Annotated in this window: 14 protein-coding genes; 1 reads left to right on the top strand and 13 read right to left on the bottom strand. The window is 65.6% G+C overall.

Annotated elements, in window-relative coordinates:
* Nucleotides 1-128: 128 nt before the first annotated feature.
* Nucleotides 129-2,459 (top strand): PAS domain-containing sensor histidine kinase, encoded by a 2,331-nt coding sequence (locus tag IVB42_RS34330; RefSeq protein WP_018458565.1) that lies wholly within the window; start codon nucleotides 129-131, stop codon nucleotides 2,457-2,459.
* Nucleotides 2,460-2,462: 3 nt separating this feature from the next.
* On the opposite strand, the gene IVB42_RS34325 is transcribed toward IVB42_RS34330, so the two are convergent.
* The 13 genes from IVB42_RS34325 to IVB42_RS34265 form a co-directional block, all read right to left on the bottom strand.
* Complete coding sequence (locus IVB42_RS34325) at nucleotides 2,463-3,356, bottom strand: LysR family transcriptional regulator (protein WP_018458564.1); 894 nt, start codon at nucleotides 3,354-3,356, stop codon at nucleotides 2,463-2,465.
* 152 nt (nucleotides 3,357-3,508) lie between these two features.
* On the bottom strand, nucleotides 3,509-6,499 hold the full coding sequence (locus IVB42_RS34320) for a bifunctional [glutamine synthetase] adenylyltransferase/[glutamine synthetase]-adenylyl-L-tyrosine phosphorylase (protein WP_247300167.1): 2,991 nt from the start codon (nucleotides 6,497-6,499) through the stop codon (nucleotides 3,509-3,511).
* Entirely contained in the window at nucleotides 6,496-7,950 is a 1,455-nt protein-coding gene (locus IVB42_RS34315) for an ATP-binding protein (RefSeq protein WP_018458562.1), read from the bottom strand. Before IVB42_RS34315 ends, IVB42_RS34320 begins: the two co-directional genes overlap by 4 nt.
* Nucleotides 7,934-8,614: a response regulator transcription factor gene (locus tag IVB42_RS34310; protein ID WP_035969420.1), complete on the bottom strand. Its 681-nt coding sequence runs from the start codon at nucleotides 8,612-8,614 to the stop codon at nucleotides 7,934-7,936. Before IVB42_RS34310 ends, IVB42_RS34315 begins: the two co-directional genes overlap by 17 nt.
* A gap of 283 nt (nucleotides 8,615-8,897) precedes the next feature.
* Entirely contained in the window at nucleotides 8,898-10,481 is a 1,584-nt protein-coding gene (locus IVB42_RS34305) for a Do family serine endopeptidase (protein ID WP_018458561.1), read from the bottom strand.
* 232 nt (nucleotides 10,482-10,713) lie between these two features.
* Complete coding sequence (locus IVB42_RS34300) at nucleotides 10,714-11,196, bottom strand: cytochrome c-type biogenesis protein (protein WP_026233610.1); 483 nt, start codon at nucleotides 11,194-11,196, stop codon at nucleotides 10,714-10,716.
* Between the two features lie 4 nt (nucleotides 11,197-11,200).
* A complete protein-coding gene (locus IVB42_RS34295) occupies nucleotides 11,201-13,183 on the bottom strand; it encodes a heme lyase CcmF/NrfE family subunit (RefSeq protein WP_018458559.1) in 1,983 nt (660 codons plus the stop codon).
* Nucleotides 13,180-13,689: a cytochrome c maturation protein CcmE gene (gene ccmE, locus IVB42_RS34290; protein ID WP_026233609.1), complete on the bottom strand. Its 510-nt coding sequence runs from the start codon at nucleotides 13,687-13,689 to the stop codon at nucleotides 13,180-13,182. Before ccmE ends, IVB42_RS34295 begins: the two co-directional genes overlap by 4 nt.
* Before the next feature lie 37 nt (nucleotides 13,690-13,726).
* Nucleotides 13,727-14,842, bottom strand: coding sequence for a c-type cytochrome biogenesis protein CcmI (gene ccmI / locus IVB42_RS34285; protein ID WP_026233608.1), 1,116 nt, complete (start codon nucleotides 14,840-14,842; stop codon nucleotides 13,727-13,729).
* Nucleotides 14,843-14,973: 131 nt separating this feature from the next.
* Entirely contained in the window at nucleotides 14,974-15,243 is a 270-nt protein-coding gene (locus tag IVB42_RS34280; protein WP_007593394.1) for a hypothetical protein, read from the bottom strand.
* Nucleotides 15,244-15,343: 100 nt separating this feature from the next.
* Nucleotides 15,344-16,744: a hypothetical protein gene (locus IVB42_RS34275; RefSeq protein ID WP_018458556.1), complete on the bottom strand. Its 1,401-nt coding sequence runs from the start codon at nucleotides 16,742-16,744 to the stop codon at nucleotides 15,344-15,346.
* 158 nt (nucleotides 16,745-16,902) lie between these two features.
* A complete protein-coding gene (locus IVB42_RS34270; RefSeq protein WP_018458555.1) occupies nucleotides 16,903-18,279 on the bottom strand; it encodes a sensor histidine kinase in 1,377 nt (458 codons plus the stop codon).
* Between the two features lie 121 nt (nucleotides 18,280-18,400).
* The gene (locus tag IVB42_RS34265) at nucleotides 18,401-19,072 is read right to left on the bottom strand and encodes a response regulator transcription factor (protein ID WP_018458554.1); all 672 of its coding nucleotides are present in this window, start codon (nucleotides 19,070-19,072) and stop codon (nucleotides 18,401-18,403) included.
* Nucleotides 19,073-19,242 lie beyond the last annotated feature (170 nt).

Below are 19,242 nucleotides of genomic sequence, written 5' to 3'. Positions count from 1 at the left end.
ATTCGCGTTAACGATTCGTTGACTCTCGACAGCCCGCGAAATCTGGATTCAAATCGACCATGATTCGGAAGCGATGTGGGGCTGCTTCCGAAGTCCAGTTGCAAGCAGGTTTCCAGGGGGCTTTAGGCATGTCGCGTGCAGACGCCGCGAACGCGTGCGTCCAATCCGATTCGATCAAAGGATTGGCGCAATCGATCGCGAAACCTGCCTATCATCGGCTCCTGATAGCGGAGCCTGCGCTGCGCCGCGCCGTGCCGACGCTCATCATCGCATTCCTGATCACGATCTGCCTCGGCGCGTTCGTGCAGGTCGTCGACCAGACGCGCCAGAAGCGGCTGGTGATCCGCCACGACATCTCGGCGCTCGCCGACCTGCTCGCCGAGCGTATCGACCGCCTCACCTCCGGGCGACAGGAGCGGCTGAAGAACATCGAGAGCCTCCCGGCGTTGCTGCCCGACCTCATTCCAACCTGGGGCACCGCCTCGGGCCGCCACGTCATCGTCACCTCGGCTGGAATCGACCGCCGCATCCTCGCTCGCATCCCGATCGACAGCGATCCCTCGGGCAACGACCGCCTGCTCGACGCAATCACGACGGCGCAACTGCTGGCGGCACCGCCGCGCGACGACAACATCTCCGATATGACGCTGCCGAACGGCAACGCCGCAATGGCGACCGCGCGGCAGATCAAATCGTTGCCCGGCTTCGTGACCGTGATCCAGGAGCGCAACGAGCCGATCTGGGGCTCGGACGCCGCGCTATCGGTGACGCTGTCGGCCACCACCGGCTTCGTGGTCCTGATCCTCGGCTTCGCCTTCCACTGGCAGTCCACCCGTGCCCGCGAGGGCGACCTGATCAACGACGCCGTGCGCGGCCGGATCGACACCGCGCTCAACCGCGGCCGCTGCGGGCTGTGGGACTGGGACCTGTCGCGCGGCCGCATCTTCTGGTCGCAGTCAATGTTTTCAATGCTCGGCCTCGACGGCCGCAACGAGCTCCTCACCTTCGGCGAGGTCAACGCGCTGGTGAAGTCCGACGACATCGACCTGTTCGAGATCGCCGACCAGCTCATCTCCGAGAAGATCGACCACATCGACCAGACCTTCCGCATGCAGCATGTCGACGGCCACTGGATCTGGCTCCGCGTCCGCTGCGAGAAGACCAGCGGCGCGACCGATTCCAGCGTTCACCTGATCGGGATCGCGGTCGACATCACCGAGCAGAAGAGCCTCGCCGAGCGGACCGTGGAAGCCGATTTGCGCCTGCGCGACGCGATCGAGACCATTCCCGAAGCCTTCGTCCTGTGGGACGCCAGCGACCGCTTGGTGCTCTGCAATTCGCACTTCCAGCGCCTGCACAAGCTGCCCGACAGCGCCGTCATCCCCGGCACCTCCTACGAGACCGTGCTGGAGGTCGGCCGCATGCCGGAGGTTCGCACCCGGCACAACGAGACTGCGAGCCAGGGCCCCGGTGCGCGGACCTTCGAGGCGCAGCTCGACGACGGCAGCTGGCTGCACATCAGCGAGCGCCGCACCAAGGACGGCGGCTACGTCTCGGTCGGCACCGACATCACCCGCATCAAGGAGCACGAGCAGAAGCTGGTCGACAACGATCTACGCCTGCGCGCCACCGTCATCGACCTTAAGCGCTCGCAGGCAGCCCTGGAGCGCCAGGCGGGCGAACTCGCCGATCTCGCCGAGAAATACCAGCGCGAGAAGACCCGCGCCGAGGAAGCCAACCAGACCAAGTCGAAATTCCTCGCCAATATGAGCCACGAGCTGCGCACGCCGCTGAACGCGATCATCGGCTTTTCCGAAATCATGGGCTCGGGCATGTTCGGCGAGCTCGGCTCGGAGAAGTACCAGGAATACTGCCACGACATCCTGACCAGCGGGCATTACCTGCTCGAAGTCATCAACGACATCCTCGACATGTCCAAGATCGAGGCCGGCCGCATGAAGCTCGACATGGAAGAGCTCGACCTGGCGCAGACGCTGGCGGAATCCCTGCGGGTCGTCACCGGCCGCGCGCAGGACAAGCACCTGACGCTCGACGCCGACATCGCAAAGTCCATCTCCGTCGTCGCCGACCGTCGCGCCACCAAGCAGATCATCGTCAATTTGCTCTCCAACGCCGTGAAGTTCACGCCCGACGGCGGACGCATCGTGGTGCGCAGCCGGCAGCTCGACGACAGGATCGTGCTGATGATCGCCGACACCGGCATCGGCATCGCGCCGCATTCGCTGGCGCGGCTCGGCCGCCCCTTCGAGCAAGTCGAGAGCCAGCTCACCAAGACCTATCACGGCTCGGGACTGGGGTTGGCGATCGCCCGCTCGCTGGCGCAGCTTCATGGCGGCTCGATGCGGCTGCGCTCCAAACTCGAGGTCGGCACCGTCGTGCGCGTCACCCTGCCCCGCAACGCGATCAAGTCGGCGTCCGGAATATCGGCCGCGGCCTGAATTCTACGATTGCAGCGACGGCGCGACTTCTCGCGCGACATTGACCAGCGCCGCGATCAGCGGCGTCATCGGATCACGCTGCGGGATCACCATGCCGATGCTGTAATTGACATCGGGATCGATGATCGGGATCGAGCGCACCGTATCGGACAGGCCGAGCGTCTCGGCGAGCTTGGCCGGCATCACGCTGGCCCAGCGCCCCGTCTTCACATGCGTGAACAGCACCAGCAGCGAATTCGAGGTCAAGGTCGGCGTCGCCTCGGCGCCGACCGAACGTAACGCGCGGTCGATGATGCGGCGGTTCTGCATGTCGGGCGTCAGCAGGCACAGCGGCACCTGTCCGACCTCCCGCCACGTCACCGTCTCGCGATCACCGAACATTCCATCCGGCGCGGTGAGCAGACGATAGCTCTCGCTGTAGAGCGGAATGGTGCGCACCTTGCCGATCGGCTCGTTCTCGATATAGGTCAGGCCTGCATCCACCTCGAGATTCTCGAGCAACCCCAGCACCTCGGATGAGGTGGTGGACTGGATGCGGAAACGCACCTCGGGATGCCTGGCGCGGAACGGCGTCGTCAGCGCAGCGACCATACCGAGCACGGTCGGGATTGCCGCAATTCGGATCTCGCCGGAGAGCTGATGCTTCAGCCCGTTGATCTCGTCACGCATCGCGCGGGCATCGCCCACGATCCGCCGCGCCCAATCCAGCGCCCGCTCGCCTTCCGGCGTAAAACCCTGGAAGCGGGAGCCGCGCTGGACCAACATCACGCCGAGGATCTCCTCGAGCTGCTTCAGCCCGGTCGACATCGTCGGTTGCGTCACGCCGCACATTTCGGCGGCCCGGCCGAAATGCCGTTCCTTCGCCAGCGCCAGCAATAGTTCAAGCTTGTCGAGCAACCGTTCGTTCCCTCGGATCGTATGGTGGCATGCAAGCTAGCATGCCCTACCCCTTGCGACACGCAAAAACCGCCACGAATGCCTAGCGCTGCATCCAGCGCGTCGCCGCGACGCCCGCGGCGCGGGCTTGGAGCCGAACGTGCGGGAGGCGCTCACCTCGCTGAAGCCGACGACGACGTCCCTTCCAGCAGCGCCCTGAAGACACGGCGCACCTCGCTCTGCGTCTCCTTCACGCGCGCCTCCAGCGAGGAGAAATGCGGCGCATCGCCGGCGCGTGCCATCACGCGCAGAAGGTCGGTGCCGGCGGTCTCCGGCTTGAACCGGTCGCTGACGCAGAGCCGCAGGATCTGCGTCAGGTCGTGATACAGCCGCGCCGCGGCCCGCAATATCTCGGTCTCCGATTGCGCCAGCACGCCCAGCCTGCATGCATTTTCCAGCACCTGCATGGTGCCGGCGTCGAGAATCTCCGGCTTCTCGTGCGCATGCACGAGCTGGAGATATTGCGCGATGAAATCGATGTCGACCATGCCGCCGGCGGCATATTTGAGATCCCAGCAATCGGCCTCGCCCTTCTCCTGGGCGATCGCGCGCCGCATGTCGGCAACATCGTTGGCGATGATTCCGGGATCGCGGCGGCGGGTCAGGACATCGCGGATGACGCGCTCGATCCGTTCCCGGAATTCGGGCGAAGCGGACACGACGCGCGCGCGCGTCAGCGCCATGTGCTCCCAGGTCCAGGCCTCGTTGGCCTGGTAGTCCGCGAACGAGACGAGGCTCGAGGCCACAGGGCCGGCACGCCCCGAGGGGCGCAGCCGCATGTCGATCTCGTAGAGCACTCCGTAATTGGTGCGCGTCGTGAACGCGCTGATCAGGCGTTGGGTGAAACGCGCGAAGTAATGTGCACCTTGCAGCGACTTCGCACCGTCGGAGTCCGGACTGTCGCCGTCGAAATCGTAAAGCAGGATCAGGTCGAGATCGGACGACGCGGTCATCTCGCGGCTGCCGAGCCGGCCCATCGCGATGATCGCGGTCTCCTGCCCCTTGATCCGGCCATGCTGGGCGGCGAAGCGGTCGGCGACGAGGCCATGCACGGTATGGACGATGCCCTCGGCGACGTCAGCAAAGGCCGTGCTCGCTTGCTGCGCCGAGACCGTGCCCGAGAGAATGCGCGTGCCGATCAGGAACAGGCTCTCCTGCCCGAACAGGCGCAGGCGGTCGAGGAACTCTTCGTAAGAGCCGGCATCCTGCACCGTGCTCGCAAGCCGCCCCGACAATTCCTGCCTGTCGGGCATGGCACCGAAGAAGCGCGGATCGATCAGGCCGTCCATGAGCTGCGGCTGCCGCGCCAGCATCTCGCCGAGTCGGGGCGCCGCGCCCAGCACCAGGGCGACCAGTGCGACGAGATCGCGGTTCTGCCCGAGCAGCGTGATCAGCCGGCCGCCGCGCTGAAGCGCTCCAAGGAAATGGTCGAACGCCACGACGGCCCGATCCGGCTCCTCGGCATGAGCGAGACCGTCGATGAGAGCCGGCACGAATTCGACGAATGCGTTGCGCGTCGCTTCGACGCGGAACACGCGGTACTCGCCGGTGATCCAGTCACGCACGGTCTGCGCGACGGCGGCAGGCTTCTTGAAGCCGAGCGTGGCCAGATACTGAAGCAGCCGCGGATCGTCGGGACCCGCACTGTAGTCGAGCGCCGGCAGCTTGGCCGTGCCGGTCGGATCGTCGCCTTCGAACAGTTTTTCGTAGTGGCCCTGGACGATCTCGAGCTGCCGCAGAAGGTCGCGGGCAAAGGCCTCGCGATCCGGATAGCCGAAGAACCAGGCGAAACGCTCGACCGCCTCCTTGTCCTCGGGCAGCGTGTGGGTCTGCTCGTCTGCGATCATCTGGAGGCGATGCTCGACCCGGCGCAGGAATTGGTAGGCCGTGGTCAGCTCGTCACGCGCCGAAACCGTGATCCAGTTGCTGGAAGCAAGCACGCCGAGCGCGGCGAGCGTCGGCCGCACACGCAGTTCGGGATGTCGCCCCCCGGCGATCAATTGCTGGGTCTGGGCGAAGAACTCGATCTCGCGGATTCCGCCGCGCCCGACCTTCACGTTATGCCCTTCGACCGCAACCTCGCTCTGGCCGCGATAGGTCTGCATCTGCCGCTTCATGTCGTGAACGTCGGCAAGCGCGGCAAAGTCGAGATGCTTGCGCCAGACGAAGGGCGCGATCTCCGCGAGTAGCGCCGCGCCCGCCCTGGGATCGCCGGCGCAGACTCGCGCCTTGATCATCGCGGCGCGCTCCCAGGTACGCCCTTCCCGCTCATAATAGTTCAGCGCGGCATCGCGCGAAATCGCCACCTGCGTCGAGGATGGATCGGGACGCAGGCGCAGATCGACGCGGAAGACGTAGCCGTCATAAGTGCGCTGCTGGAGAATGCGTGCCATCCCCTGCGTCACCCTCACGAAGAACGGCTGGGGTTCGATATCCGCGGCAAGCGTCGTATTGTCGGGATCGAAGAACACGATGAGATCGATGTCGCTGGAATAGTTCAGCTCGCCTGCGCCCATCTTGCCCATCGCAAGCACGATCAGCCCGCAGCCCTCCTCCGGCGCCTCGGGATTGGGCGGCGAGAGCTTGCCGCGCGCGGCTTCCTGCCGCAGGAGGTATTGAAGCGCCGCCCGCACCGAGGCCACCGCGAGATCGGTGAGCGCTGCGGTCACCCGCATCACCGGCCAGACCCCGCCGATGTCGCACAGTGCGATCAGGAGCGCGGCCTCCGCCTTCATGCGGCGAAGCAGCCGCATCACCTCGGCTTCATCGGATGCCGCGAGCACGGCGCCGTTCGCCTCCGCGATCAGCGTGGCGAGATGCGCATCCGGATCGCATTCCAGCAGCCGGATCAGGCGCTGCGGATCAGCGCGCAGCAGCTCAAACAGATAAGGCGAGAATTCCGCGATGCCGGCCAGGATGTCCCGCGCGAAGCGGTGAGCCAGCAGCGTTTCAAGACGGGTGAATTGCGCTGGCTCGAGCTCGGCCAGCCAGCTTTCAAAACGTCCTTGGTCGGTGACGGAAGCGGCAATATGGGGAGCCTCCGCGAAGCGTGCGGCAAGTCTCTCACCATGCTTGTCCGCGTTTCCCGGCGCGGAGTGGTTCATGCCACCTTCTGTGGCACATCCGGCATTGGCGGAGCAACCCTGTCGCCCGCGCGCGCCGGCAGCACCAGCGTGGCGACAAGACCGGGCTGGGCGTCACCCAACCTTAACTCACCGCCATGCAATGTCGCGACCGCGGAGGCGAGACTGAGACCGAGGCCGGATCCAGGCAGCGTGCGGCTCGCTTCCAGCCGCACGAATCGTTCCACCACATGCTTGCGGTCGCCTTCGGGGATTCCGGGACCGCGATCGGTGACGCTGAGCAGCACCTGATCGCCCTCGCGCCTCGATTCGATCGTGATCTGCCTGCCCTCCATGCTGACCACGGTTCCCGCGGATTGCGCGACCGGCTTGCCGTATTTGATCGCATTCTCGACAAGATTGGCGAGGGCCTGGCTGATCAATTCGCGGTTGGCGTGAACCGGGGTCGGCTCGCACCTGACCTTCAAAGTCATGCCGTCGTCTTCGGCCAGCGGCTCGTAGAGTTCGTGAATGCCGTTGGCGACATCGGCCGCGTCGAAATCATCCATGTTGCCGCGCGCCTGCCCGGACTCGGCGCGCGCGATCATCAGAAGCGCGTTGAAGGTACGGATCAGCCCGTCGGATTCCTCGATGGTCCGTTCCAGCGCGGCGCGGTAATCGGCCTCGCCGCCGGATTTCGCCAGCGCCTCCTCGGCGCGGTTGCGAAGTCGCGTCAGCGGCGTCTTGAGATCGTGGGCGATGTTGTCGGAGACCTCCTTCAGCCCCGCCATCAGCGCCTCGATCCGCTCCAGCATGGCGTTGAGATTTTCGGCGAGGCGGTCGAGCTCGTCGCCACTGCGCCCTACCGGCAGGCGTTCGCTGAGATCGCCGGTCATGATCCGATGGGCGGTGCCGCTCATCGCATCAATGCGCCTCAAAACCCTGCGCGCCACAAAGATGCCGCCGCCCAGGCCGAGCACAACGACGATCAGGATCGACCATTGCGCGGCCTTCGCCACGATGCCGAACAGCCGTCGCCGCTCGGCCAGATCGCGTCCGATCAGAAGCCGGAAGCCGTTTTCCAGTTCGGTGACGCGGACGAGCGCAAGGTGGTCGCGATCGTCGGTGTCCTCGATACGCCGGTAGGCGGTCTCGGACCAGCCGCGCTTCGCCATCACGCCGGGCGCCAGCGAGCCGACATTGCCGGCGATCGCCTGCCCGGTCGGCGTCGTCACGAGATAGAGGTTGGCACCCGGACGCAGCGCCCGGTACTCGATCGCGAGCACGAGAGCGCGCAAGCCGCGGCGGCCGTAGATCTCGCTGATCTCCGAGGTCTCGGCATTGACCGTCTGCGTGATCTCCTCGGTGATCAGCCGCCGCGTATTCCAGGCGAAATAGGCCAGCAGCGAGGCCGCGAACATCGCGAACAACAGCAAATAGACCAGCGTCAGCCGGAATGCCGTGGTGCGGACGAGTTTACCGAATGCCGTCACGGATCATGTATCCCGCGCCGCGGATCGTGTGCAGCAGCGGCCGCTCAAAACCCTTGTCGATCTTGGAGCGCAGCCGCGAAATGTGCACGTCGATGACGTTGGTCTGCGGATCGAAATGATAGTCCCAGACGTTCTCCAGCAGCATGGTGCGGGTCACCACCTGGCCCGCATGCTTCATGAGGTATTCGAGCAGGCGGAATTCGCGCGGCTGGAGCGTCAGCTCGTCCTTGCCGCGCGCGACGCGATGGGAGAGCCGGTCGAGCTCGAGATCGCCGACGCGGTACAGCGTGTCCTCGGCCGGACCGCCGCGGCGGCGCGACAGCACCTCGACCCGGGCCAACAGCTCGGCGAAGGAATAGGGTTTCGGCAGATAATCGTCGCCGCCAGCGCGCAGGCCCTTGATGCGGTCGTCGACCTGGCCGAGCGCCGAGAGAATCAGCACTGGCGTCGAATCGTCCTTGTCGCGGAGCGCGCCGATCACCGACAGGCCGTCGCGCTTGGGCAGCATGCGGTCGACCACCAGCACGTCGTAATCGCCGTTCTCGGCCATGGCAAGGCCTTCCTCGCCGTCGGCGGCGTGGTCGGCAATGTGCCCGACCTCACGAAAAGCCTTCACGAGGTAGTCGGCGGATTCGCGGTCGTCTTCGATGATGAGGAGGCGCATCGTGCGTTCGGCAACGGTCAAGGGAGTGAACCTTCTCTAAACATGGCGCGAGCGGCAATCGCATGCAAGCCGAGTGAGAGACTCTGGCATCGAGAAAAAGGCGGGCGGTGAAGCTGGGGGGACTTCACCGCCCTAGGCCTTCCGACGGAGGGGGGCGTATTCCACCGGAAGGTAGATAGGGGAAGCAAACGTTGCGCTGCTCCCCCGAAGGGCGCCGTCGGCGGGGGCGACTGATGCCGGCGACACCCTTCATCTCGGAGGCCTCCTGAGGCCGAGCCCTTGGTTAGCCCTTCGCGATGGGCACGGCGACGAAGCGCGACTGACCGCCGCTCTTCACCCGCATCAGGACGCTGTTCTTGTTGTCAGTCCGCGCCGTGTTGATGGCGTCGCGAACTTCGCCGGCGGTGCTCACGCTCTTGCCGCCGACTTCGAGAATCACGTCACCTTCCTTGAAGCCGCGTTCGGCTGCGGCGCTCTTCGGATCGACTTCGGTGACCACGACGCCTTCCTTGCCGGCGCCGGCCACGGAATCGGCGGGCGCGACGGTCATGCCGAGCTTGGGCACGTCGGTGCCGCGGCTCGCGCCCTTGCCGCTGTCCTTGTCGATGTCGGCCTTTGCTTCGATCGTGTTCGGCAGCTGGCCGAGGGTGAGGTTCACCACCTTGTCCTGGCCCTTGTGCAGCACGTTGAGCTTCACGGTCGCGCCGGGCGCCAGGCCGCCAATGGTGCGGGCGAGCTCGCGCGCGTCCTTGACCGATTCGCCGTTGACCGACGTGATCACGTCACCGGACTCGATGCCGGCCTTGGCCGCCGGACCATTCGCCTGCGGCTCCGCAACCAGCGCACCTTCGGCCTTCTTCATGCCGAGGCTGTCTGCGATGTCGGGTGTCACCGGCTGGATCTGCACGCCGATCCAGCCGCGGCTGACCGAGCCCTTGTCCTTGAGCTGCGCCACCACGCTCTTCACGGTGCTGGCGGGGATCGAGAACGCGATGCCGACGCTGCCGCCGGAAGGCGAGTAGATCGCGGTGTTGACGCCCATCACCTCACCATTGGTGTCGAACGCGGGACCGCCGGAATTGCCCTTGTTCACGGGGGCGTCGATCTGGATGAAATCGTCGTAGGGGCCGTTGCCGATGTCGCGGCCGCTGGCCGAAACGATGCCGGCAGTCACGGTGCCGCCGAGGCCGAACGGGTTGCCCACCGCGAGCACCCAGTCGCCGATCCGCGGCTTGCCGTCGGCAAGCTTCGCGAACGGGAAGTTCGAGCTGCCCTCGACCTTGATCAAGGCAAGGTCGGTGCGCTGGTCGGTACCGATCACCTTGGCGGTGTAGGTCTTGCCGTCGTCGGTGGTGACCTCGACCTTGTCGGCGCCGTCGACCACGTGGTTGTTGGTCACGGCAAAGCCATCAGCCGAGATGAAGAAGCCGGAGCCCTGGCCCTGCACGACGCGGCCACGACCGCCACCACCCTTCAGGCCCGGGACGCCATCCGGACCGCCGAAGCGGCGGAAGAACCGCTCCATCGGCGAGCCCGGCTGGAACGGCGAGGAGGAATCATCGCCGTCGTCGTTGCTCGCGGTCTTCTCCTTCATGTTGACCTTCACCGAGATCACCGACGGCTTCACGCGCTCGACAATGTCGGCGAAACCGATCGGGCGTTCGACCTTGCGGACCTCGTTGTTGACCTGCGCAAGCGCCGGGGTCGAGAACAGGTCGGCGGGCGAGGTTGACGTGCCGAAGCCGTAGACGGCGGCGCCGAGGCCGGCGACGACCGAGGCCATCAGCGCGATCTTGCGGGCCGAGAAAACGGGCCGGCGGGGCTGCCGGTAGGACGGAAGGTTCGAGAGGTCGGAACGGTCGGTCATGCAGAGATCTCCAGGGCCTTGAAATCCATTTGGCGCCTGACGGCGGCACCTTACGGACCTGAAGATGGGGGCTGTCGCCTTACCGTGCGCTGGCGGCGGGGTTAAACTTTTGTAATGAACCGGACATGCGGATGCGGCAGTTTATCGCGGCCAAAACTAGTGAACCTGCAGGAACTTAACCAAGTTCCAGGAACCCCCGCGCAGTGCCGGCTTGATGCGCGCAGCAACGTAGCTAGCTGGATTTGGCTTCATCCGCCATCAATGCGGCGAGCCGCGCTTCCTCGTCGGGCGTGAGCGGCGGAGCCGGTAGGTCTGCACCATTTCGCGCGCGCCGGCGGATTTGCAGCCATAGCGCCAGGCTGCCGCCAATCAGCAGCAACGGCGCGAGCAGCCACAGCAGCATGTTCTGGCGCTCGAAGCGCGGCTTGAGCAGCACGAACTCGCCGTAGCGCGCGACCAGGAAATCGAGCACTTGCGAATTGCTGTCGCCGGCCGCGATACGCTCGCGCACCAGGAGCCGCAAATCGCGCGCCAGCGGCGCATCGGAATCGTCGATCGACTGGTTCTGGCAGACCATGCAGCGCAGCTCACGCGACAGATCGCGTGCACGCGACTCCTTCACCGGATCCGACATGATCTCGTCCGGCTGCACGGCATGCGCCGCAGGCAAGGCCAGCAGCATCAGCGCGATGAACGCGACCATCATTCGGCGCATCAGATCACTCCGCCGGCTGCAGGCGCTGCTTGGCACGCGCCGGTTTCGGCGCGCCGACTCGCAGGCGCCGGTCCGACAGCGATAGCACGCCGCCGAACGCCATCAGCACCGGTCCCCACCAGATCAGCAGCACCAGCGGCTTGTGATAGATGCGCACGGCAATGGCGCCTTCGGCAGTGGCGTCGCCGAGCGAGATGTAGAGCTGGCTGGCGCCGCGCGTCAGCAGCGCGGCCTCGGTGGTCGAGGAGCCGCGGGTGGTGAAGCTGCGCTTGGACGGCGTCATCACGCTGAGCATCTCGCCGTCGTGGCTGACGTTGAATTCGGCGATCATCTCGTGGAAGTTCGGTCCCTGGCGCTGAAACAGGCCGTCCAGCTTGACGTCATAGCCGGCGACATGGGCGACGTCGTTCTGCTTCATCGTCGCGATATATTCGCTGTTCCAGGTGGTCTCGCAGACGATTCCGATCAGCGCAACGCCGAGGCCGGCATGCGCAAATACCGAGCCCCAGGCCGAGCGCGGCAGACCGCGGGCACGATGCAGCGTCGTCGCGAACGGCAGCCGGAACAAGCCGGTTCGTTCGGCCAGATCCGTGACGGCGCCGGCAATGACGAAGACGCCAAGTCCGATTGCCAATGGCGCGAGCGCGCTGCCGCCGCGCACCCAGCCCCAGACCATCGCGACGGCGATAAGCCCGGCAACGCCGGCCGCCAGCAGGCGTTGGGTGACGCCTAGCAGATCGCCGCGTTTCCACGCCAGCATCGGCCCGAACGGCACGGCGAGCAGCAATAGCGTGAACAGCGGAGCGAAGGTGAGATTGTAGAACGGCGCGCCGACCGACATCTTGAAATCGGCGAGCATCTCCATCGCCAGCGGATAGAGCGTGCCGAACAGCACCACCGCGCAGGCCACAGTGAGCAGCAGATTGTTCAGCACCAGCGCACCCTCGCGCGAGATCGGTGCAAACAGGCCGCCCTGCTTCAACGACGTCGCGCGCCCCGCGAACAGCGACAGGCTGCCCCCGATGAACAGGCAGAGAATCAGGAGAATGAACACCCCGCGGGTTGGATCGGTCGCGAAGGCATGCACCGAGGTGATGACCCCCGAGCGCACCAGGAAGGTCCCAAGCAGCGATAGCGAGAAGGTCAAGATCGACAAGAGGATGGTCCAGACCTTCAGCGCGTTGCGCTTCTCCATCACCAGAGCCGAATGAAGCAGCGCGGTGCCGGCAAGCCAAGGCATCAGCGAGGCGTTCTCGACCGGGTCCCAGAACCACCAGCCGCCCCAACCCAGTTCGTAATAGGCCCAGTACGAGCCCATGGCGATACCGAGCGTCAGGAAGATCCAGGCGACCAGCGTCCACGGCCGCACCCAACGCGCCCAGGCGGCATCGATCCGCCCCTCCAGCAACGCCGCGATCGCGAAGGAAAACGAAATTGAGAAGCCGACATAGCCGAGATAGAGCATCGGCGGATGCACGGCGAGACCGATGTCCTGAAGCACCGGATTGAGATCGCGTCCCTCGATCGGCGGGTTGGTGATGCGCAGGAACGGGTTGGAGGTCACCAGGATGAAGAGATAGAAGGCGCTGGCGATCCACGCCTGTACGGCCAGCACGTGCGCGCGCAGCGACAGCGGCAGATTGTTGCCGAAGGCCGCGACCAATCCGCCGAACAGCGCGAGGATCGACACCCACAAGAGCATCGAGCCTTCATGGTTTCCCCACACGCCAGTGATCTTGTAGAGCAGCGGCTTCATGGAGTGGGAATTCTCGTAGACGTTGACGACGGAGAAGTCCGACTCCACGTGCAGCATCACAAGCGCGATGAACGACGCACCGACGAACAGAAGCTGCGCCAGCGCAGTGGAGCGCGCCACATTCATCAGCGCGTCATCGCGCAGCCGCGCGCCGATCAGGGGCACGATGGACTGGATCAGTGCCAGTCCGAGCGCCAGCACCAGCGCGTAATGTCCTGACTCCGCGATCACCGAACTGCTCCCTGCGGATTGCCCTGCGCGGTCGTGGCCGCGGGCTTGACGCCGTCGGAAGCTTTGGCGCCGTAATCATCCTTCCAGTGCCCCTGCTTCTTCAGGGCATCGGCGACGTCCTTTGGCATGTAGGTCTCGTCGTGCTTGGCGAGCACGGTGTCGGCCTTGAACACGCCGTCAGCATCGAGCGCGCCTTCGGCGACGACGCCCTGCCCTTCGCGGAACAGATCGGGCAAAATGCCCTTGAAGGCGACCGGAAGCTTTGCGCCGCCGTCGGCGACCTCGAAGGTCACAGCGAGATTGTCGCCGCGCTGGAGCGAGCCGGGCTGCACCAGGCCGCCGAGGCGAAACCGCTTGCCGGGCGCAACGTGCTTCTCGGCGACCATGGTCGGCGTCGAGAAGAACACGATGGAATCGCGCAGAGCGTTGAGCACCAGCGCGGCCGCGAGGGCGAGCACGGCAAGCGAGCCGCCGATGATGGTCATACGTCGCTGCTTGCGCGTCATGGCGTATCCATTCCCTGCCCGTCTCGTCCTGACATCATCATCCGTCGAGCCCGAGTGTCTTGAGGCCTTCATCAAGCTGGCGCAACCGTGCTGCATCGTTGGCAACCGCCTGGCGGGCATCGGTCGATGCCCCCACCGCCTTGTCGCGATCACCCATGACGAGATAGGCGCGCACCAGGCGCAGCCAACCCTCGACGTCGTCGCCGTTCTGCTTGAGGCGCGTGGCGAGCCGTTCGACCATGCCGCGAACCATCGCGTTGCGATCGACCTCTTTCATGTCCTTGGAAGCTGCGAGGGTCTCATCCGACAGCGCCGGCATCGTCGCGCCACCGCCACCGACCCGCGCGAGCGAGGTCTGCACCAGAGGTCGCCACGGCGCATCCGCCGGCGCTTTCGCCAGCAGCGCGCGCCAGATATTGGCGGCATCGGCCTTGCGGCCGTCCTGCTCGGCGGCGAGACCGAGAAAATAGTTCGCCTTGGGGTCGTCGGCGCTGAGCGCGCGCGCGCGCTCGAACTCGGTCTTGGCTTCGGCGGTCACGACGCCGCCGGCGGCGGCCGAGATCGCTTCGCCGAGATCGGACCGGCGCTCCGCGCTCTCGCCATTGTAGGTGAGCGAGTTGCGATAGGCGCGCACGGCGTCGTCGAAGCGACCGAGCCGTTCCAGCACGGGCGCGATCACGTTCCAGCCGCGCCCGTCGGTCGGATTCTTTTCCAGATGTTGCTCGACCTGTACGACCAGATTCTCGAGCGACTGCGCCATGCCGGACCCGGATCCGCGCTCCCGCTGCGCCAGTGGAAAGTCCTGAAGCCTGGGCGAGCCGAGCGGCACATAGACACCAATCGCAACCAGCGGCAGGCCGGCAAGCGCCAGCACGGCCGCCGCGCGGCGCCATTTGAGGCTGGATTTCGGTGCCGTTGCGGGCTCGCTGCCGGCCGCGGCAAGCAGCCTGCGGCTGACCTCGACGCGCGCGGCCTCGGCTTCGGGCGCGGCGATCAGCCCTGCGGCAAGATCACGCTCGATCTCGGCGAGTTGGTCCTTGTAGACCGCGACCTCGCTGCCCTGATTTTGCGCGCGTCCGCTACGGCCGAGCGGCAAAAGCACGGCGAAGATCGCCGCGACCGTCATCAGCGCGAACACGAACCATAGCATCATCTGGCAAGCTTCCGGCAGCGCGCAAGCCGCGCCCACAGGTCGCTTTACACCACGGCCGGACGATGCGGCAATTGACAATTGTCAATTCGGCGCGACCGCGCACAGTCCCGAAATGGTGAAAATCCAACGGCTTAGCCGATCTCGAAGTCCGCGCTTTGAGCGGCGTCCTCGCCATGCCCGTTGAAGGCCTTCAGGAAATATGTTCCCGGCTCGATAGCGTCGGGCAATCTGATGCGCAACGCCCCGACGGGAACGGGTGATGCAACCCTGGTGACGGTCTCAGGAAGCTGCCGACCGCTTGCCTTCTCGACCAGCACCACCTTCGCGCCGACCATCAGCCTTTGATATTTGGCAACAACGACGCGATTCTCGATTTCGATGGAACTGATAACGGATTTCATGCGCCCACAGATAGAAATATAAAAAACCTGCACGGCGACCGTAGGGCCAGCCACCGACACCGTCAACCTGAAATTGTGACTACTGAAATATGCGCCTGGATCAGCTAGCGCGCGACGATTTGCGCTCGCCCGTGGCCGCGTTCTCCGCGGCGCGGCTCATCAGCGAGGCATAATCATCGCCGAACAGCACCTGGCAGAAGCGGATCGCGGCCTGCACCTGCTGCTGCCGATAGGTGCGGACCTTGTGATCGGCGCCGCGCAGCGACTGCACCAGCTGCTCAGTCGAACGCTCGACATATTGCTGGAGGTCGGAATAGGTGCGCAGTGTCACCTCGTTGATCGCAAGCTCGCTCGCATAATTGCGGCAGGTGGCGACGAAATCGATCAGCGCGACGGTTTCCTCGACCTCGGTGCTGTCGATCCGCGCGCCCGGCGGAATGTCCTTCTCGGCGCGCTGGCGCAGGATGCGGCGGACGCGGCCGGGAACACTGTCGATCTCGGATTGCAGCGCGTTAGAGATGTCGGCCCGGATCGAGGTCAACTGCTTGCCCCAGGCGGAATCGTTGCGCAGGTCGAGCTCGGTACGCAGGCCTCGCACGCCGTCGTGCAGCGTCTTGAGATTGGCGGCGACATTGTCGAAATGGCCGCGCTTGATGTCCATGCGCAGGATGGCCGCCACGCAGGACAGATCATGCAGCGCGATCGTGACGGCGACGCCATAGGGCGTTGCCGCAACACGGATCTCGTCGTCGGATGCGGCAATCTTGATGGCGAGGCGGATGATCTGCCACGGCGCGGTCATCCGCTGCACGACGATGGAGAGCGCGAAGGGCAGCATCTGCGGGGTCTGGAGGACGGGAATGTTGAGCGCTGCAGTCACCGATGCGATCTGGGCATCGCCGAAGGCGCGCAAAGAGCGCGGCAGCTTCTCGTTCAAGGTGGCAATGGCGTCGCGGACCGCGAGCACCGCCCCGCTCGAATAGAAGTCCTCGATCACGTTGGGCGGGCCAACGCGTGCGAGCGCACGCGACTTGTCGCCCCCGCCCGGCCCCGTCAGCTCGAAGATGGCATCCGCAGCGACCGCCTGGAGCTTCGAGGTCAGCGCTTCGACCTGGCCTGCGCTGTCGGCCGGCGTGCGCGCCAGCGCCGCCTCGAGTTCCTTCAGCTTGTCCGGAGCACCGTCGCGGCCGAGCCATTGCCAGATCGGAGCCAGCGAGGAGCGGCGGACCTGCCCGACCCGGATCGGAGCGCCTGCTTCGACGAGGAATGGTTCCAGCACCTGGAACAGCAGCCGCGACAGATCGTCCGTACGCGGCGGTGCGGCCTCGTCGGCTTCCGTCTTGCGGACAATCTTGCGCAGCTGATCGAGCACGAGGGTTGCCACGGCCGTGTCCTGGCCGCGCTCGAGCGCACGCTCGAACTCTCGCATCAGCAGCGCCTGCGCCTGCGGCGGGAGCTGCGCGAGATAGTCCCTCAGCCGCTCGATCGATGTCTGGCTCATGCGCCCGGGTAATGAACGGTAAATGGCGGACGTGGGATCCGTCCTCCTCGATCATAGGTGGGGCCACTTAAGAAGCCGTTTAGGAAGTCGCTCCGAATACCCCTGGTTTCGTCCGGATCGGGGTGCCGCAAGCCAAATAGTCGCGTCGGAACAAGGGATTATATTCCGGGGAGGACCAGCTCCGCCCGCAGGCCCCCCGTCGGTGCGCGGCCGAGGGAGAGGCTGCCGCCATAGAGCGCAGCGAGCTCGGTCACGATCGACAGTCCCAGGCCCGATCCGGGCTTGGACTCGTCGAGCCGCTGGCCGCGCCGTGAGACCTGGGTGCGCTCGGCCTCCGACAGGCCGCGGCCGTCATCGTCGACGATGATATGCAGCCGCGGACCGATGCTCGCCTGCTGCGGCGCTTCCGCCAGAACTTCGATGAAGACCCGCGACGCCGCCCATTTGCAGGCGTTGTCGACGAGGTTGCCGACCATCTCCTCCAGATCCTGCCGCTCGCCGCGAAATTTCGCCGACGGATCGGCCTCGGCCTCGACCACGATGCCGCGGCCGCGGTGGATCTTCTCCATGGTCCGCCGCAGTGCCTCGATGGCCGGTGCCACCTCCGTCACCGTCGCAACGACCGAGACCCGCGCCGCGATGCGCGCGCGCTCGAGATGATGGGCGACCTGGTCGCGCATCACGTCGGCCTGCTCCATCACCTTGGCCGCGAACGGATCGGTGGCATGCGCGCCGGCCTCGTTCACGATGACCGAGAGCGGCGTCTTGATGGCGTGGGCGAGATTGCCGACATGGGTGCGCGCGCGCTCCACGATCTCGCGATTGGCGTCGATCAGCGCGTTGGTCTCGCGCGCCAGCGGTGCGATCTCGACCGGGAACTCGCCCTCGAGCCGCTCCGCCCGCCCGGACCGGATGTCGGCGATGGATTCGGAGATGCGCTTGAGCGGCGCGAGACCGAAGCGGACCTGAAACACGGTGGTCAGCAGCAACACGATACCGAGCGCGGTGAAGGTGCCGCCGAGGTAGTAATCGAAACTGCGCGTCTCGTCGAAAATCTCGGTGTCGTCACCGGCGACACTGACGAGAAATTTGCCGTCCGCGCCGAGATCGACCGGCCGCTCCACCATGCGCAGGTTCTGTCCCTCTGGACCGTCGACATAAGCGATCCGGATGCCCGCGGCTGTGAGCTCGGTGCCCTGCTCTTCAAGCTTTGGCAGCTTCTTGTCCCAGAGCGAGCGCGAGGAGCGCACCTCCGGCTTTTCGGTGTCGGTCCGCGTGATCTGCCAGTACCAGCCGGACAACGGCAATTCGAACAAGGGCTCGCCGAGCGACTGGAACTGGCGGTCCGGCGGCTCGTCGGGGGTGGCGACCTCGGCGATCAGCGTGCGGAGATAGAGATTGAGCCGGCGGTCGAAGGCGCGCTCGGTGGCGTTCTTGTAGACCGACGACAGCACCACGCCGGTGATGGCCAGGATCACGACGAGCCACGCGGTCGCCGACAGAAACAGGCGGTTCGCAAGCGAGCTGGCGGGCATCGGAATGATCCCGGAGGCGCGGGGTGGCATGGCGTCGGAACTCATGACCCGAACAAGGCCCCTGCTGCGCCGCCCGTCAAGCCAAGATACGTCTAGACGAGATAGTTCGAGACACCGCGCTTCAAGCGCCGGGGGCCGGCGGGGTCAGGAGATAGCCGAGGCCACGGACAGTCTGGATGATGTCGACGTCGAGCTTCTTGCGGATGCGGCCGACGAAGACCTCGATCGTGTTGGAGTCGCGGTCGAAGTCCTGGTCGTAGAGATGCTCGACCAGCTCGGTACGGGACACGACACGCCCCGAATGGTGCATCAAGTAGGCCAGAAGCCGATATTCGTGCGACGTCATCTTGATGGGATTACCCGACACGCTGACCCGGCCGGTCCTGGTGTCGAGCGTGACGGGGCCGCAGGTCAGCTCGCTCTGGGCGTGGCCGGTGGAGCGGCGCAGCAGCGCGCGGATCCGCGCCAGCACCTCCTCCAGGTGGAACGGCTTTGCGACATAGTCGTCGGCACCGGCATCGAAGCCCTGGACCTTGTCGCTCCAGCGGTCGCGCGCGGTGAGGATCAGGACCGGCATGGTGCGGCCGTTGCGCCGCCAGGCCTCCAGCACCGAGATGCCGTCCTTCTTCGGCAGGCCGATGTCGAGCACCACGGCATCGTAGGGCTCGTTGTCACCGAGAAAATGCCCCTCCTCCCCGTCGAAGGCGCGATCGACGACATAGCCGGCGTCGGTCAGCGCCTTGGTAAGCTGGCGATTGAGATCGGGGTCGTCCTCAACGACGAGCAGGCGCACGCTTCTCTCCAGAATTAGGCCGCATGAACACCTGCACAGATGAGCAATTCCGGCGTGAACTGAATATGAACACCGGGGAACCGGCCGCGTTACTTTTTGGTCATATCCGACCAGTTCGCAGTCAACGCACTGCGCCCGCCATGCCACCGGACGAACCGACGGCATGGCGG

It is taken from the genome of Bradyrhizobium sp. 45 (genome assembly GCF_023073155.1).
GTDB classification, from domain to species: Bacteria; Pseudomonadota; Alphaproteobacteria; order Rhizobiales; family Xanthobacteraceae; genus Bradyrhizobium; species Bradyrhizobium canariense_D.
The sequence above is the reverse complement of the archived record's forward strand: the minus strand, read 5'-3'. Positions and strand labels throughout refer to the sequence as shown.

Excerpts from the sequence above, each read along its gene's own strand:
- IVB42_RS34275 (WP_018458556.1), bottom strand. The coding sequence starts at position 16,744 with ATGAGCCAGACATCGATCGAGCGGCTGAGGGACTATCTCGCGCAGCTC.
- IVB42_RS34280 (WP_007593394.1), bottom strand. The coding sequence starts at position 15,243 with ATGAAATCCGTTATCAGTTCCATCGAAATCGAGAATCGCGTCGTTGTT.
- IVB42_RS34310 (WP_035969420.1), bottom strand. The coding sequence starts at position 8,614 with ATGCGCCTCCTCATCATCGAAGACGACCGCGAATCCGCCGACTACCTC.
- ccmE (WP_026233609.1), bottom strand. The coding sequence starts at position 13,689 with ATGACGCGCAAGCAGCGACGTATGACCATCATCGGCGGCTCGCTTGCC.
- IVB42_RS34300 (WP_026233610.1), bottom strand. The coding sequence starts at position 11,196 with ATGCGCCGAATGATGGTCGCGTTCATCGCGCTGATGCTGCTGGCCTTG.
- IVB42_RS34320 (WP_247300167.1), bottom strand. The coding sequence starts at position 6,499 with ATGAACCACTCCGCGCCGGGAAACGCGGACAAGCATGGTGAGAGACTT.
- IVB42_RS34270 (WP_018458555.1), bottom strand. The coding sequence starts at position 18,279 with ATGCCCGCCAGCTCGCTTGCGAACCGCCTGTTTCTGTCGGCGACCGCG.
- IVB42_RS34330 (WP_018458565.1), top strand. The coding sequence starts at position 129 with ATGTCGCGTGCAGACGCCGCGAACGCGTGCGTCCAATCCGATTCGATC.
- ccmI (WP_026233608.1), bottom strand. The coding sequence starts at position 14,842 with ATGATGCTATGGTTCGTGTTCGCGCTGATGACGGTCGCGGCGATCTTC.
- IVB42_RS34305 (WP_018458561.1), bottom strand. The coding sequence starts at position 10,481 with ATGACCGACCGTTCCGACCTCTCGAACCTTCCGTCCTACCGGCAGCCC.